This is a genomic window from Nocardioides sp. LML1-1-1.1 (genome assembly GCF_040676175.1).
Taxonomy (GTDB): Bacteria; Actinomycetota; Actinomycetes; order Propionibacteriales; family Nocardioidaceae; genus Nocardioides.
Map to the genome: position 1 here is coordinate 742,664 of NZ_JBEGHK010000001.1, position 14,809 is coordinate 757,472.

Annotated in this window: 16 protein-coding genes; 8 read left to right on the top strand and 8 right to left on the bottom strand. The window is 72.9% G+C overall.

The window, feature by feature from the left end:
* Positions 1 to 68: 68 nt before the first annotated feature.
* Genes MRBLML1_RS03600 through MRBLML1_RS03615 form a run of 4 tightly spaced genes read right to left on the bottom strand, consistent with a single transcriptional unit; the run spans position 69 to position 3,879 of the window.
* A complete protein-coding gene (locus MRBLML1_RS03600) occupies positions 69 to 737 on the bottom strand; it encodes a hypothetical protein (RefSeq protein ID WP_364511497.1) in 669 nt (222 codons plus the stop codon).
* A complete protein-coding gene (locus tag MRBLML1_RS03605) occupies positions 734 to 1,582 on the bottom strand; it encodes an HAD family hydrolase (protein ID WP_364511500.1) in 849 nt (282 codons plus the stop codon). Before MRBLML1_RS03605 ends, MRBLML1_RS03600 begins: the two co-directional genes overlap by 4 nt.
* Positions 1,579 to 2,859, bottom strand: a complete 1,281-nt coding sequence (serS, locus tag MRBLML1_RS03610) for a serine--tRNA ligase (RefSeq protein ID WP_364511503.1) — start codon at positions 2,857 to 2,859, stop codon at positions 1,579 to 1,581. The genes MRBLML1_RS03605 and serS overlap by 4 nt, the downstream gene beginning before the upstream one ends.
* A gap of 24 nt (positions 2,860 to 2,883) precedes the next feature.
* Positions 2,884 to 3,879 (bottom strand): aldo/keto reductase, encoded by a 996-nt coding sequence (locus MRBLML1_RS03615; RefSeq protein WP_364511506.1) that lies wholly within the window; start codon positions 3,877 to 3,879, stop codon positions 2,884 to 2,886.
* 46 nt (positions 3,880 to 3,925) lie between these two features.
* Between MRBLML1_RS03615 and MRBLML1_RS03620 the strand changes: the two genes are divergently transcribed.
* Positions 3,926 to 5,503: a diacylglycerol kinase family protein gene (locus MRBLML1_RS03620; protein ID WP_364511509.1), complete on the top strand. Its 1,578-nt coding sequence runs from the start codon at positions 3,926 to 3,928 to the stop codon at positions 5,501 to 5,503.
* Here MRBLML1_RS03620 and MRBLML1_RS03625 read toward each other — a convergent pair.
* The gene (locus tag MRBLML1_RS03625) at positions 5,500 to 6,636 is read right to left on the bottom strand and encodes a hypothetical protein (RefSeq protein ID WP_364511512.1); all 1,137 of its coding nucleotides are present in this window, start codon (positions 6,634 to 6,636) and stop codon (positions 5,500 to 5,502) included. The two genes, MRBLML1_RS03620 and MRBLML1_RS03625, sit on opposite strands and share 4 nt — an antisense overlap.
* Positions 6,637 to 6,749: 113 nt before the next feature.
* Between MRBLML1_RS03625 and MRBLML1_RS03630 the strand changes: the two genes are divergently transcribed.
* Together MRBLML1_RS03630 and MRBLML1_RS03635 are read left to right on the top strand one after the other, a co-directional pair.
* A complete protein-coding gene (locus MRBLML1_RS03630; RefSeq protein WP_364511515.1) occupies positions 6,750 to 7,298 on the top strand; it encodes a hypothetical protein in 549 nt (182 codons plus the stop codon).
* A gap of 28 nt (positions 7,299 to 7,326) precedes the next feature.
* Positions 7,327 to 8,499: a hypothetical protein gene (locus MRBLML1_RS03635; protein ID WP_364511518.1), complete on the top strand. Its 1,173-nt coding sequence runs from the start codon at positions 7,327 to 7,329 to the stop codon at positions 8,497 to 8,499.
* Positions 8,500 to 8,512: 13 nt separating this feature from the next.
* Here MRBLML1_RS03635 and MRBLML1_RS03640 read toward each other — a convergent pair whose 3' ends face one another.
* Entirely contained in the window at positions 8,513 to 8,911 is a 399-nt protein-coding gene (locus tag MRBLML1_RS03640) for a DUF4446 family protein (protein WP_364511521.1), read from the bottom strand.
* A 66-nt stretch (positions 8,912 to 8,977) separates the two neighbouring features.
* Between MRBLML1_RS03640 and MRBLML1_RS03645 the strand changes: the two genes are divergently transcribed.
* The 4 genes from MRBLML1_RS03645 (at position 8,978) to MRBLML1_RS03660 (ending at position 12,604) form a co-directional block, all read left to right on the top strand.
* On the top strand, positions 8,978 to 9,808 hold the full coding sequence (locus tag MRBLML1_RS03645) for a prephenate dehydratase (RefSeq protein ID WP_364511524.1): 831 nt from the start codon (positions 8,978 to 8,980) through the stop codon (positions 9,806 to 9,808).
* Between the two features lie 35 nt (positions 9,809 to 9,843).
* Positions 9,844 to 11,070 (top strand): arginine deiminase, encoded by a 1,227-nt coding sequence (locus tag MRBLML1_RS03650; protein WP_414691203.1) that lies wholly within the window; start codon positions 9,844 to 9,846, stop codon positions 11,068 to 11,070.
* Between the two features lie 127 nt (positions 11,071 to 11,197).
* Positions 11,198 to 11,569, top strand: a complete 372-nt coding sequence (locus MRBLML1_RS03655; RefSeq protein ID WP_364511527.1) for a Crp/Fnr family transcriptional regulator — start codon at positions 11,198 to 11,200, stop codon at positions 11,567 to 11,569.
* Positions 11,570 to 11,587: 18 nt separating this feature from the next.
* Positions 11,588 to 12,604 carry an adenylate/guanylate cyclase domain-containing protein gene (locus tag MRBLML1_RS03660; protein WP_364511530.1) on the top strand — a complete coding sequence of 339 codons (1,017 nt, stop codon included), beginning with the start codon at positions 11,588 to 11,590 and terminating at the stop codon, positions 12,602 to 12,604.
* A gap of 124 nt (positions 12,605 to 12,728) precedes the next feature.
* Here MRBLML1_RS03660 and MRBLML1_RS03665 read toward each other — a convergent pair whose 3' ends face one another.
* Both MRBLML1_RS03665 and MRBLML1_RS03670 read right to left on the bottom strand, forming a co-directional pair.
* On the bottom strand, positions 12,729 to 13,670 hold the full coding sequence (locus tag MRBLML1_RS03665; RefSeq protein ID WP_364511533.1) for a DUF5926 family protein: 942 nt from the start codon (positions 13,668 to 13,670) through the stop codon (positions 12,729 to 12,731).
* Between the two features lie 10 nt (positions 13,671 to 13,680).
* Complete coding sequence (locus MRBLML1_RS03670) at positions 13,681 to 14,475, bottom strand: glycerophosphodiester phosphodiesterase (protein ID WP_364511536.1); 795 nt, start codon at positions 14,473 to 14,475, stop codon at positions 13,681 to 13,683.
* 100 nt (positions 14,476 to 14,575) lie between these two features.
* Here MRBLML1_RS03670 and MRBLML1_RS03675 point away from each other — a divergent pair, with 100 nt between their 5' ends.
* Entirely contained in the window at positions 14,576 to 14,800 is a 225-nt protein-coding gene (locus MRBLML1_RS03675; protein WP_364511539.1) for a PspC domain-containing protein, read from the top strand.
* The last annotated feature ends 9 nt before the right edge of the window (positions 14,801 to 14,809 follow it).

A 14,809-nucleotide genomic window follows, 5' to 3' on the forward strand; every position in this document is an offset into this window, starting at 1 on the left:
GTCTCCGGCGTCATGAGCGGTCAGCACGCCGCCGTCGAGACGCCTCCCGCCACGCGGCCGGCTGGTGGCTACCGCCGGCGGCCGACGCGCGAGAGCAGCACCAGGCCGAGGATCCCGACCAGTCCGACCGCGGCGCCGGGCGCGACCACCCGGCCGAGCTCGGGCGGGCCGTCCGAGCCGCCCGCGGGCGCGGAGAGCTTCGCCTCCGCCGGCGTCGTGTCCGGCGTCAGCGCGTCGCGCAGGGTGTCGACGGTGACCGCGGTCAGGCCGCGCGCCGAGGTGTAGCCGTCGCAGCCGTCGGCCCGCAGGGTGGCGGTCGCGCCGGTGGTGAAGAAGACGTAGCTGGCGTTGAGCCGCAGCTGGGTCTGCTTGCCGCCGACGACCGAGAAGACCACGCGCACCGGCTCGCCCGGGTGGAGGTCGCCGGTGAGGGCGTCCTCCACGAGGACCTCGTGGCGCACCGCGCGGCCCGCGCCCGGGGTGGGCGTGCCGGTCGCGGTGGGCGACGAGCCGGGGTCACCGGTCGTCGTACCGCTGTCGATGCCGACGACCCGGCCGATGAACACGTCGGCGGCGCCCTTCGCGTTCGCGACGACGGCGGCCGTGTCGGTCAGGTCGAGGCGACCACACGTTACCGGAGGAGGCGCGGCGCCCGCGGCACCTACCGGCAGCAGGAACGCGGCGGCCAGCGCGGCCAGCGGCGCGGCCGGGAGCAGACGACGGGGGGCGGGCCTCACGCGTCCATCCCACCAGATCCGGCGGCCGGGAACCAGCGCCCGAGCTCGACGGCCGCGCCGTCCTCGTCGACGGACACGGTCACGTCGTCGGCGGCCTCCTTGACCTCGTCGACGGCCTGGCCCATCGCCACACCGCGCCCGGCCCACTGCAGCATCTCGATGTCGTTGCGGCCGTCGCCGATCGCGAGCACGTCGGCGCGGTCGACGCCGAGCTGCTGGGCGACGTGCTCCAGCCCGGAGGCCTTGGAGACCCCGACCGGGGCCAGGTCGAGCCAGGCGGTCCAGCCGACGACGTAGTCGGTGCCGTGCAGGCCCAGGCTCGCGGCGAGCTTCACGAAGTCCTCCGCGGTGGCCTTGGGGTCGCGGATGATGACGCGGCTGACCGGCTCGGAGACCATCTCCTCGACCGCGGCGACGATCGACTCGCCGCCCAGCTCGCCGTCGGGGAAGGGCGCGGAGACGCGGTAGCCGACGCCGCGCTCCTCGACCGCGACCAGTGCCTCCGGGTGCTGCTCCAGCACCGCGGCCACGGCGGGCGCGGCGTCGAAGGTGACCTCGTGGACGACCTCCGCGGGCGGGTAGCGCAGCACGACGGCGCCGTTGGCCGCGACGATCCACAGCCGCTCGCCGTGGCCGTGCAGGTCGAGCATGTCCGCGACCTCGGTCATGTTGTGCGGGGCGCGGCCGGAGGAGAGGACGACGTGGGCGCCGGCGTCGAGCACGCGTCGTACGGCGTCGTGGACCGCGGGCGTGACCTCCTCGTGGCTCATGCCCAGCCCCGCCACCCAGCGCAGCAGGGTGCCGTCGATGTCGAGCGCGACCAGGCGCGGCTGCCAGGCGCTCATCGCGCGACCGGCTCCAGCACCTCGAGGCCGCCGAGGTAGGGCCGCAGCGCGACCGGCACCCGGACCGAGCCGTCGGCCTGCTGGTGCGTCTCCAGCACGGCGACGATCGCCCGGGTGATCGCGGTGAGGGTGCCGTTCAAGGTGGCGACCGGACCGGTCTTGTCGCCCACGCGGACACGGGTGTCGAGGCGCCGGGTCTGGAAGTCGGTGCAGTTGGACGTCGAGGTCAGCTCGCGGTACTTGCCCTGGGTCGGGATCCACGCCTCGCAGTCGAACTTGCGGATCGCGCTGCCGCCCAGGTCGCCGGCCGCGATGTCGACGACGCGGTAGGCGAGCTCCAGCTTGCCGAGGAACTCCTTCTCCCACGCCAGCAGCCGCGCGTGCTCGGCCTCGGCGTCCTCCAGCGTGGTGTAGACGAACATCTCGACCTTGTCGAACCAGTGGACCCGGATGATGCCCTTGGTGTCCTTGCCGTGCGAGCCGGCCTCCTTGCGGAAGCACGGGCTGAACGAGGCGTAGCGGCGCGGGAGCGAGGCGCCGTCGAGGATCTCCTTGGAGTGGTAGGCCGCCATCGGCACCTCCGAGGTGCCGACGAGGTAGAGGTCCTCGCCCTCGATCCGGTAGATGTCCTCGCCGCCGCCCTGGTCGAGGTAGCCGGTGCCCTCCATCGCCTCGCCGCGCACCAGCGAGGGCGCGATGACCTGGGTGAAGCCGGCCGCGCGGGCCTGCTCCATCGCGAGGTTGACCAGCGCCAGCTCCAGCTGCGCGCCCACCCCGGTGAGGAAGTAGAACCGGCTGCCGCTGACCTTGGCGCCGCGCTCGAGGTCGATCGCCCCGAGCAGCCGGCCGAGCTCGATGTGGTCGCGTGGCTCGAAGCCCTCGGCCGCGAAGTCGCGCGGCGTACCGACCTCCTCCAGGACGACGAAGTCGTCCTCACCGCCGGTCGGGGTGGCCTCGTGGACGACGTTGGGGATGGCCTTGAGGGCGTTGGTCCAGGCCTCGTCGGCGGCGGTCTGCGCGGCCTCGAGCTCCTTGACCTCGGCGGAGAGCGTCTTCACCTGCTCCAGCAGCGCCTGCTTCTCCTCGCCCTTGGCCTGCGCGACCTGCTTGCCGAAGGCCTTCTGGGCGGCGCGCTTCTCCTCGAAGTCCGCGATGGCGGTACGACGCGTGGCCGCCGCCTCCAGCGCCCGGTCCACCACGTCCGCGGACGCGCCGCGCTTGGCCTGCGAGGCACGGACGCGGTCGGGCTCGTCACGGAGGATGCGCGGGTCGATCATGCCGCTCAGGCTAGCCGCGGAGCCTCAGAACGGCGCGATCGGCTCCGGCGCGGGGAACAGCTCGTCCAGCTCGGCGAGGTCCTCGGCGGTCGGGACCCACTGGTCGGCGGCGGCGTTGGCGGCGACCTGCTCGACCGAGGTGGCCCCGGCGATCACCGACGCGACGGGCTCCTGCGCGAGCAGCCAGCCGATCGCGACCGTCACCTCGGAGACGCCGCGGGTCCGGGCGAAGGCGGCGTAGGCCTGCAGGGCCGGGGACACGGCGTCCTCCAGCAGGTGCTGGCGGGTGCGGGCGAGCCGCGAGCCCTCCGGCGCGGAGCCGGAGGCGTACTTGCCGGTGAGCAGGCCGTTGGCGAGCGGGAAGTAGGGCAGCACGCCGAGGCCGTAGGCGCGGGAGGCGGGCAGCACCTCGAGCTCGGCGCGGCGGTCGGTGAGGTTGTACTGGTTCTGCGCGGAGACGAAGCGCTCGACGCCGAGCTCGCGGGCGACGTGCTCGGCCTCGGCGATCTGCCAGCCGGCGCGGTTGGAGTGGCCGACGTAGCGCACCTTGCCGGAGCGGACGAGGTCGTCGAGGGCGGACAGGGTCTCCTCGATCGGGGTCGCCGGGTCGGGGGTGTGGAACTGGTAGAGGTCGATCCAGTCGGTGCCGAGCCGGCGCAGCGAGGCCTCGGCGGCCGCGACGATGTAGCGCCGGGAGCCGCGGGCGCCGAAGTCGGGGCCGTCGACCCCGCCCATGTCCATGCCGAACTTGGTGGCCAGCACGACGTCCGCGCGGCGCGCCCCCAGCGCCTTGCCGAGCCGCTCCTCGGCGAGACCGGGCGTGGCGCCGTAGGTGTCGGCGACGTCGAAGAGGGTGATGCCGGCGTCGATCGCGGCCCCGACCACCCGGTCGGAGCCCTCCTGCGACTCGGTCGCGGCGCCCGGGCGGCCCAGGTTGTTGCAGCCGAGGCCGACGGCGGAGACGACGAGACCGGAGCGGCCGAGCCGCCGCTGCGTGGGCTGGTACGACGAGGAGGTCATGCCGGCGACGGTAGCCGGGCGCCCGAGGTGCCATAAACTCCGGCGAGTGCTCGACCGCCCGCGCCGGACCCCGCTCCTGGCTTCGCTCGTCCTCCTCGCGCTCTTCGTGGCGGTGGCGCTGACCGTGGCCGCCGACTGGTCCTGGGTCGCCGACCTCGACCACGAGGGCTCCGACGCCCGCGGCTGGGCCGACGGCCAGGGCTGGCTCGACCACCCGCTGCGCGCGATCGAGATCGCCTTCGGCACCGCCTGCATGACCGCGGCCACGACGGTCTTCGCGGTCGTGATGTGGATCAAGGGGCACCGCCGGGCCGGGATCCTGATCGCCGTGGTGATGGCGGTGACCGCGCTGGTCACCTACGTCACCAAGGTGCTCGTCGGCCGCGGCCGGCCGGTGTGGCAGGACCCGGAGTACGTCCTGCACTCCAACGCCTTCCCGTCCGGGCACACGTCCGCGGCCGCGGCGTTCAGCGGGCTGGTGATCCTGCTCGCCGTGATGCTCGTACGACGCTCCGGGATCCGCCGCCTGATCACCACCGTCGCGGTGCTGGCCTTCGTGCTGGTCGCCGCGGACCGCATCCTGCTGGGCCGGCACTACCCCAGCGACGTCGTCGGCGGCACCCTGCTCGGCGTCGGCGTCCTGCTGCTCGGCGTGGCCGTCTACAGCCCGCTCCCGCGCAGCCACGCGCTCAAGGCGGAGCCGCTGCCGGAGCCCTTCCCCTCCTCGCGCCGGCTCGCGGTGGTGCTGAACCCGATCAAGGTGGAGTCGGTCGAGCAGTTCCAGGCGATCGTCACCCAGATGGCGGTGGCGTCCGGCTGGCGCGAGCCGCGGTGGTACCTCACCACCGTCGAGGACTCCGGCACCGGCCAGGCCGAGCAGGCCGCCGTCGAGGGCGCGGACCTGGTGATCGTGTGCGGCGGCGACGGCACCGTGCGCGAGGTGTGCGCGGAGCTCGCCGGCACCGGGATCCCGGTGGGCGTCGTACCGGCCGGGACGGGCAACCTGCTCGCCCGCAACCTGGAGATCCCGCTGTTCATCCGGGCCGCGATCGACATCGCGCTGACCGGCCAGGACCGGGCCATCGACATGGTCGCCGTGGAGGGCGACGGGATCGAGCCGAGCCACTTCATGGTGATGGCCGGGATGGGCTTCGACGCCGCGATCATGGAGGGCGTCAACGAGGACCTGAAGAAGAAGGTCGGCTGGATCGCCTACGTGATCTCCGCCTTCAAGGGCCTGATGTTCCCGGCGATGAAGCTGGAGATCTCGATCGACGACATGCCCTTCACCAAGCACCGCGCGCGCACCTGCGTGATCGGCAACGTCGGCAGCCTCCAGGGCGGGATGGTGCTGCTGCCGGACGCCGCGATCGACGACGGCCAGCTCGACGTGGTGCTGCTCTACCCGCGCCGGTTCCTGAGCTGGATCCCGCTCGTGCTGCGGGTCGTGAGCCGTCGCGAGCACAACGCGGGCGAGTCGGTGGCCCGGATGACCGGGCGCAAGGTGGTCGTCCGCGCGGCCGGCGGGGTGCCGCGCCAGCTCGACGGCGACACCATCGGCGAGGGCACCGAGCTGACCATGGAGTGCATCCACGGCCGGGTGCTGGTGCGCGTCCCCCGCTAGTCCGCGAGCACCCGCTCGACCAGGTCGGCCACGAAGTCCTTCGCCCACGCCGGCTCCTGGCGCTCGGCGTCGAGCACCTCGACGCGCAGGAAGCCGCGCTCGTCGGTCGTCGTGAGCGCGACCTCCCAGGTCCCCGACCGCTCGTCGTGGTAGGCCGGGTGGCCGGCCACCTCGGCGTCGGCCTTCGTCTCCAGCGGGTCGCGCCGCGCCGCCACGATGATCGTGGCCGGGTTGCCGTCGACGTCCTCGTCGTCCTTGGCCGCCAGCAGCGTGCACTGCCTCTTGCCGTCGTACGACGCCCGCTCGGCGCGGTCCTGCGGGCCGGTCGCGGTGGTCATCGCCACCCAGGACCGGCCCTTGCTGGCGGCGCTCGCCCGCGCCGACTCCAGCGCGGGGACGCACAGCACCGCCGGGTCGGCCTCGCCGTGGCGGATCAGGTCGACCGGGTCGCCGGGCACGTCGACGTCGCCGACCGGGGCGCACAGCCACGCGATCTGGCCGCCGAGCTCGGCGCAGGCCCCTTCGCCACCGGGGCCCGGCTCGTCGGCGGCGTAGAAGACCGGCGCGGTGAGGCCCCGGCCCGGGCGGGTCACGGCGGGGAGGTCGGCGAGAGCGGCCGCGGCGACCTGCTTCGCGGTGGCGCAGTCGTCGTCCGCGTCGACGATCGCGAGCGCCAGGTCCAGGCTCGCCGGCACGACGACCGCGCACCCGGCCGGGTCACCACCGCTCGTCACCGGCCCCGGCCCGACCCAGGTGGCGACGCCGGCCACCTCGGCGCGCTCGCGGGTGTCGAGCGCGTTGACGGTGTCGGGGCCCGAGCCCTCCACGAGGTAGCGCGCGGCGGTCAGCACCTCGACGGTGCCGGCGCCGCGGTTGACCGTGCAGGAGCCCGGCTCCTCGCCCGGCTCCCGGAGGGCGCCGCCCTCGCCGACCGCGCCCACCGCGCAGGGGTCGAGCGCGCCGAGGTTGGCCCGGGTCAGGGCGAGCGCGGGGTCGCGCACCTGCGGGACGCCTGGCGCGGCGGCGTCGACGGCCGACCAGTCCCGGTCGTCGTACGACGGCTCGCCCGAGCACCCGGCGAGCACGAGGGCGAGCGGCAGGGCGGCAACGATCCAGCGCGGGGTCGGCGACACGAGTGCGACCTTCCCACACCGAGACCTCACCAATCACATGCATGAACCGCCGTGCGCGGGGAATGCACCAGACATCTCCCGCGGATGCGGTGCCCCCGGACGAAGGACCAGTGATGTCGGACGAGATCTACGTGCCGATCGTGAAGATCTACACGGCGGCCCGTCAGGGCATCCCGGACCAGGCCGAGGACCTCTCCCTCATCGCCGGTCGGCTGACCTCGATCGTGACGACCCTCGACATCCAGACCGCCAAGGCCGGGGACCCGCCCGCGCTGCGCGACGCGCTCGACATCGCCGGCCGGATCCACGACGGCATCCGGCGCGGGATCACGACGCTCAACCACGCGGCGTTCGCGCTGGAGGCGACCGGCGACGACTACGTCGAGCACGACACCCAGGCGCGCGACGAGTTCAACAAGTGGGGTGGCGCGCTCAAGAACGTCGACCCGACGCGGACCGCCCCGCCCGCCGACATCGGCAGCCCGGAGGCGCCCGGCGCGGTGCTGATCGACCCGACCGGCCACTCCTACCCGCACGTCATCTACTCCTCCGACTACGACCCGGAGGCCCCCAGCGAGGACAAGTCCGACCGCGACGAGACCGCGGGCGAGGACAAGTCGGACCTCGGGCTGCCCTACGACCCGACGGCCCAGTACCGATGAGCCAGCACGCCGAGGACAGGAGCCACCGATGAGCTTCGACTACTTCGAGCTCTCCGAGCAGTTCGACAAGATCGAGGAGAAGCTCGGCTACCTCAAGGGCAACGAGCTGGCCTGGGAGTACCTCGTCTCCGCGCGCGACCAGCTCGGCGGGATGTCCGCGCCCGGCGACGGCTACATGCCGAGCTCGTGGTGGCTCGAGGACTGCAAGTTCCCCGTGCCCGGGCACGAGGTCGACCCGACCCGCTGGTTCGAGTTCATCTTCTGGGTGCCCTTCGACGCCATCCACGACTCCCCCGACCCGTCCAAGATCGGCGCCGCCAACGAGAAGTACATGAAGGACGTCGCCAAGGGGGCGATCGAGGCGTGGCACAACGGCGCCTCGTGGGCGAGCGGGCTCGCGTCGTACTGCCGCCAGGTGACGGACTCCTTCACCCGCGCCGACCCGACCGCGATCGCCAGCGCCCTGCAGGACCTGCACACCTACGTCACCAGCGACTTCTCCGTCAACGTGCTCGACGACCCCTACGGCATCGAGACGATCCGCACCCAGTGGACCGGCAAGTCCGGCAGCAGCTTCAACACCTTCTACGCCAACTACGACGGCCAGGTCGCCCAGATGGCCTGGGCCAGCGTCCAGGTCGCGCAGACCTTCGCCGCCGCCGCGCACGTCATCCACGGCACCCAGCAGGGCGTCCTGGAGTTCGCCAAGAGCATCGTGAAGATCATCGACCAGCAGCTCGAGGCGTGGGCGCCGATCGGGCCGCCGCCGCGGGACGCGCCCGAGACCCCGGCGTGGGTCGCCGACGTGACCAAGATCGTCACCTCCGGCTGGAAGGTGCTCGGCCACGTGCCGGTCGTCAAGGACGTCAAGAGCCAGTTCGACGCGGTGATCAGCGCCGGCCAGGACGTCAGCGACTTCGTCAAGACGATCGCGGACGTGACCGGCACCGACCTGCCCAAGCTGGAGAAGACCCTCGACGCCGCCGACTCCGACGAGATCTACAAGCTGCTGACCGACACGCTCTACGACGACTACCAGCAGAAGTACGTCGCCGCGATGGACTCGCTGCAGAAGGGCACCTCGATCGACCCGAGCGACTCCGGCTACCAGCCGCCGATCAACACCTCGGACGTCATGGACGACATGCCGCCGCCGTGGTTCCCGCCCGGGGACATGCCGAGCGAGGAGAGCATGCGCTGAGCGGGCCCTCGGCTCACATCCGCGCCATGCGGGCGTGCGCGACCGCCTCGTTCTCCTCCGGGGAGAGCTCCTGGTCGCTGCTCCACGCGGCGACGGACTTGGCGTAGGTGCGCGCCTCGTTGCGTCCCCGGATCGAGGTCAGCACGACCCCGTCCCCGGCGTCGTCCAGCAGCGCCAGCGACCAGGACAGCCGTCCGCCCATCTCGTCGAAGGCGTCGTAGCGCACGACGGCGAGGTGGCGCAGCGCCCCGGCCGCCTCGGCCCGCAGCGCGGCCACCTCCCGGCGCAGGCCGGCGGCGTCCGCGGGCAGGCCCTCCTCGCCGGGCGCCGGGCGCGTCGTACCCGAGCGGAGGGCGACCACGAGGGCGGCCGCGGCGAGCAGCAGGGCGAGGATCGAGAGGGCGACGGCCATGCGGAAACCGTACGGAACGCGAACGCCCCGGCGGGTGACCCGCGCCGCCCGCACTAGGCTCGGCGCATGCCGCGCATCGCGTACCAGGGGGAGCCCGGGTCCAACTCGCACATCGTGTGCCGCCAGCACTACCCCGACGCGGAGGCCGTCGCGTGCGCCTCGTTCGAGGACGTCTTCGCGGCCGTGGCGAGCGGCGACTGCGACCTCGCGCTGATCCCGATCGACAACTCGATCGCCGGCCGCGTGGCCGACATCCACCACTTCCTGCCCGACTCCGGGCTGCACATCATCGCCGAGCACTTCCTGCGCATCCAGTTCCACCTGATGGTCAACCCCGGGGCGAGCCTGGACACCATCCGCACCGTGCACAGCCACGTGCACGCGCTCGGCCAGTGCCGCAAGGTGATCCGCGAGCTCGGCCTCACCCCGCTCATCTCCGGCGACACCGCCGGCGCCGCGCGCGAGGTCGCCGAGGCGGGCGACCCGACCCAGGCGGCCATCTCGCCGCCGCTGGCCGCGGAGATCTACGGGCTGCAGATCCTGCGCGAGGACGTCGAGGACGAGGACCACAACACCACCCGCTTCGTGCTGCTCTCGCCGGAGTACGTCGAGGCACCCGCCGGCAACGGCCCGGTGGTGACCAGCTTCGTCTTCAACGTGCGCAACCTGCCGGCCGCGCTCTACAAGGCGCTCGGCGGGTTCGCGACCAACGGGATCAACATGACCAAGCTGGAGAGCTACATGGTCGGCGGGAAGTTCACCGCCACCCAGTTCCTCGCCGAGGTGGACGGCCACCCCGAGGACCCCGGCCTCAAGCGGGCCCTGGAGGAGCTGGCCTTCTTCACCACCGAGATCAAGGTCCTCGGCGTCTACCCCGCCGACCCGTTCCGGGGCTGACCCGCCGGCGACCGGCGGGCGCCTAGGGTGTCCGCATGGTGAACTCCCCGTTCGGAGCCGACAGCGAGGTCGGCCGGCTGCGCTCGGTCCTGCTGCACCGGCCCGGCCCCGAGCTCCAGCGGCTGACCCCGCGCAACAACGACCGGCTGCTCTTCGACGGCATCCCGTGGGTCGCGCGGGCGCAGGAGGAGCACGACGCGTTCGCCGCCGCACTGCGCGAGCGCGACGTCGAGGTGCTCTACCTGACCGAGCTGCTCACCGAGACCCTCGCCCTCCCGGCGGCCCGGGCCGCGGTCACCGACACCACCCTCACCGGCACGAGCGGGCGCGACCTGGGCGACCCGGTGCGGGCCTACCTGCGCTCGATGTTCGAGGCCGCCTCGCCCGAGGAGCTGACCTACCTGCTCACCGCCGGTGTCCGCAACGACGAGGCGCGCGCGGGGCTGGCGAGCGGGACCCTGGTCACCTCGCTGCTCGCCGACGAGACCTTCCTGGTCGCGCCGCTGCCCAACCTGCTCTTCACCCGCGACTCCTCGGTGTGGTTGCGCGACCGGGTCGCGATCACCTCGCTCGCGATGCCGGCTCGGCGCCGGGAGACCCAGCTGACCGAGCTGATCTACCACTTCCACCCGCGCTTCGCCGGCACCGGCCGGATCCACGGCCACCACCTGGAGCACGTCGAGGGCGGCGACGTGCTGCTGCTCGCACCGGGCGTGATCGCCGTCGGCGTGGGCGAGCGCACGACGCCCGCGGGGGCCGAGCGGCTGGCCCGGCAGGTCTTCGCGGCCGGCCTGGCGACCACCGTGCTGGCGGTGCCGATCGCGCAGGAGCGGGCCACCATGCACCTCGACACGATCTGCACGATGGTCGACGTCGACAAGGTCGTGATGTACCCCAACATCGCCGACTCCCTGACGGCGTACGCCGTGACGGCGCGCGAGCCGGGCTCCACCGTGATCGACGTCGCGGCCCCCGAGCCGTTCCTCGTCGCGGCGGCGAAGGCCATGCAGATCGACACCCTGCACCGCATCGACACCGGCCTCGACCCGGTGACCGCCGAGCGCGAGCAGTGGGACGACGGCAACAACACCCTGGCGCTCGCGCCGCGGCTGGCGGTGGCCTACGAGCGCAACGAGGGCACCAACGCACGGCTGGAGGAGGAGGGCATCGAGGTGGTCCGGATCGCCGGCTCCGAGCTCGGGTCCGGACGAGGTGGTCCGCGCTGCATGAGCTGCCCCATCTCCCGGGACGACCCGGCGTGATCTCCGGCGCCGGTAACCCGCGGTAGCCGGACACGTTGTAACGGTTGTCGCGGAGACGCCTCCCGCTCGCGCCCGCGGACGGCTAGGGTCGGCTCCGACGCGGAGCACAGGCGAAAGGGTCCACGCAATGGCAACGTTCTTCGAGCACTTCACCCCTGAGGAGATCGCGCGGATCAGCGCGACCGGACGGCGGGTGAAGCTCCCCGAGGGCTGGTCGCCGATCTGGGAGGACACCCCGGCCGACAAGGCCTACATCCTGCTCGCCGGCACCGTCTCGGTCCGTCGCGACGGCCAGGAGATCGCCCAGCTCGGCCCCGGCGACATCGTGGGCGAGGCCGCCATCGTCGGCCAGAAGCTGCGCACCGCCTCGATCGTGGCGCTCACCCCCCTCGACACCATCCACCTCACCGACGAGACCCTGCGCGAGCTGGACTCGGAGTGGCCGGCCTTCCACCAGGCCCTCGTCGAGGTCGCCCAGTCGCGCTTCGGCAACGCCTGACCGACCCGGTACGACGGCGTGGAACCCCCGCTCGACCCCGCCGGTGACGGCGGGGTCGTCGGCGCGCTCGAGGAGCACCTGCTCGGCGAGACACCGCGGCTGACCCAGCAGGAGGTCGCCGACCAGGCGGGCCTGTCGGTCGAGACCGCCCGCGAGCTGTGGCACGCGCTGGGCTTCGCCCACGTGCCCGAGCAGGACGCCGCCTTCACCAGCGCCGACGTCCAGGCGCTGCGGCTGACCAACGACCTGATCGGCCTCGGCATCCTCAGCCAGGAGCGCCAGGACGGACTGGTCCGCACCTGGGGCCGCAGCTTCGCGCGGCTGGCCGACTGGCAGGTCGCACTGCTGGCTGACGTGGCCGGCGAGCTCGGCGCGGACCCGGCCGAGGGCCTGCTGGCGATCTCCGACGAGGTGATGCCGCGGGTCGAGCAGCTGCAGTCCTACGTCTGGCGCCGCCACCTGCTCAGCGCCAGCGCCCGGATGCTCGCCGAGTCCACCTCCGGCGAGGGGACCACGCTGGCGGTCTGCTTCGTCGACATCGTCGGCTACACCTCGCGCTCGCGGACCCTCACCGACCGCGAGCTGGTCTCCTGGCTGGAGTCCTTCGAGTCCGCGGTCCTGCAGATCACCGTCGACCGCGGCGGCCGGATCATCAAGAACATCGGCGACGAGCTGCTCATCGTCACCGACTCCCCCGAGGCGATGGCCGACATCGCGCTCGAGCTCACCGCCCGCGGCGCCGACCCCGAGGACGCCTTCCCGGCCGTCCGCGCCGGGGTGGCGTACGGCGAGGTGGTCACCCGGCTCGGCGACGTCTTCGGTCCCGTGGTCAACATCGCCGCCCGGCTGACCTCGGTGGCCCGCCCGAGCACGGTGCTCGTCGACCTGGGGACCTACGAGGCGTTGTCCGGGCGCACCGTGGAGCACGACGACGACGAGACCCGGGGTGCGTCGTACCGTTTCCGGCGGCTGCGGCGGATCTCGGTGAAGGGCTACTCCCGGCTCAAGGTCTGGGCGCTGCAGCCGGCCCGCTGACGGCGGACCGGGCGCGGCGCTGCGCCTGTAACTCGGTGTTCGGGCATCTACCAGGGGGTCCTGACCGGTCAGGAGTCCACGGTGGATGCCCGAACACCGAGTTACATGGCCGTGCGAGCGTGAGTCAGCGGATGGTGACCTGGCGGTTGGCCAGGCCGTTGCGCGCCGAGCGCTGCTCGGTAGTCAGGTCGGAGTCGTCGGCGAGCGCCTCGTCGAGCTTGGCCTTGAACGCCGTCGCGGCCTCCTCCAGCGGCTCGGGTCCGGTGCCGACCTCGAGGTCCCACACCGGCGCGAGCAGTCCGTGGGCACGGAACATGCCGACGAAGCGGGCGTCCGGGACGATCACGTCGTCGCCGGTCACGTGCAGCCGGGCGAGCGCGTCGAGCAGGGCGTCCTCGGGCTCGGGCATCACCCAGCGCAGGTGCTCCTTGGCGCCCATCCGGGTCCAGTACGCCGCGGTGACCTCGGTCAGCCGCGCGGTGGGCGAGGCCGCCCCGTCCGCCTGCTCCAGCGCCTGGGCGAGCTCGGAGGAGGCCTCCATGTCGGCGACCCAGAAGTCGAAGCCCTCGTGCACCTCGATCTTCAACGGGTCACCGGCGACCAGGTCCTGCAACCGGGGTACGTCGGCCGCGGGCGGGCTGGTCAGCCCGACCATCCCGGCGCCGGGCTCGGCGGCGAGCGCCTCGAGCAGGACGGCGCCGAGGTCGCGGGCCGGGTCGCCGAAGGCGTGCTGGACCTGCAGCCCGAGCCAGATGTCGCCGCTCTCGCGGACCAGCGCGGGCGCGGCCATCGGGAGCAGGGTGCACAGCTGCACGGTGCGCCCGGCGTGCTCACCGGTCAGCGGCAGCGACGCCGTGGCCGCCGGCACCAGCTCGCGCAGCGCGACGACGTCGGTCTCCGAGGGCATCCCCTCGAAGGGCCGCTTCACGAAGACCTGGCCGCCGCCGGGCGCGCCGTGACAGGCCTTGTAGCGCTTGCCGGAGCCGCAGGTGCAGGGCTGGCGGGGACCGACCTCGCCGGCCGGGGTCGCGGTCGCGGTCGCCTTCGAGCGGTTCTTCTTCGCCATGCGGCGAAACCTACTGCGTCGGCCCGAACCTCGCGTCGAGCAGGTCCAGCATCAGCCGCGGCCGGTCGCTGATCACGGCCTTCACCCCGAGGTCGAGGCAGAGGTCGAGGTCCTTCTCCTTGTTGACCGTCCACACGTGGATGTCGCGCTCGCTGCGCACCAGGCTCTCGCGCAGCCGCTCGTGCTGGCGCAGCATCTTGATGCCGGGGCCGACGATCCACTCGCGGCCGATCACCCGGCGCAGCATCGGCCACGAGTTGGGCCGGTCGAAGAGCTGGACCAGCTGGACCTCCGGCGCCAGCCGCTCGACCCGCTGCAGCGCGGTGAACGAGAAGGACATGATCCGCACCGGCGCGCCCGCGCGGTCCCAGCCGAAGTCGCGCAGCATCTCCACGAGACGCTTCTCGACCAGTCCGCCGTACCGGGTGGGGTGCTTGGTCTCGATCGCGACCTCCACCCGCCGGTCGTAGTCGGCGACCGTCTCCAGCAGCTTGCGCAAGGTGAGCACGCCGCGCTCGTCGTCGTCCTCCTCGGCCTCGTCGTCGAGGTCGGACCAGGGGTTCTTCCACGAGGCGAAGTCGAGGTCGGAGAGCTCGGCGAGGTCCATCGTGGAGACGAGCCCCTTCTTGGCCGCCGTACGACGCAGGTCCCGGTCGTGCACGCAGACCAGGTGCCCGTCGGCGGTGAGCCGGACGTCGCACTCCAGGCCGCCGGCGCCGGTGTCGAGCGCGGCGGTGTAGGCACCCAGGGTGTGCTCGGCGATCTCGTGACTGGCGCCCCGGTGGGCGACGACCTGTGGTCGCATGGCTGCATCATGTCAGCCGCCCCGGGCTCAGGGTCGGATCCGGGTCGGACCAGGGTCGATCCCCGATGTCCGGAGCGCGCGGACCGGGCACCGTGGAGGCATGAGCAACTACGAGAGCTACCCCGCCCCCCAGTCCTCCGGCCGGCGCAGGCTGACCCGGCGCAGCCACGACAAGGTCGTCGCCGGCGTGTGCGGCGGTCTCGCCGACCACTTCGGCGTCGACGCCAACCTGGTCCGGCTGCTGCTGGTCGCCGCCGTCGTGTTCGGCTTCGGCGCCGGCATCGTCCTCTACATCGCCGGCTGGCTGCTGATGCCGCAGGCCTGACACCCTGAC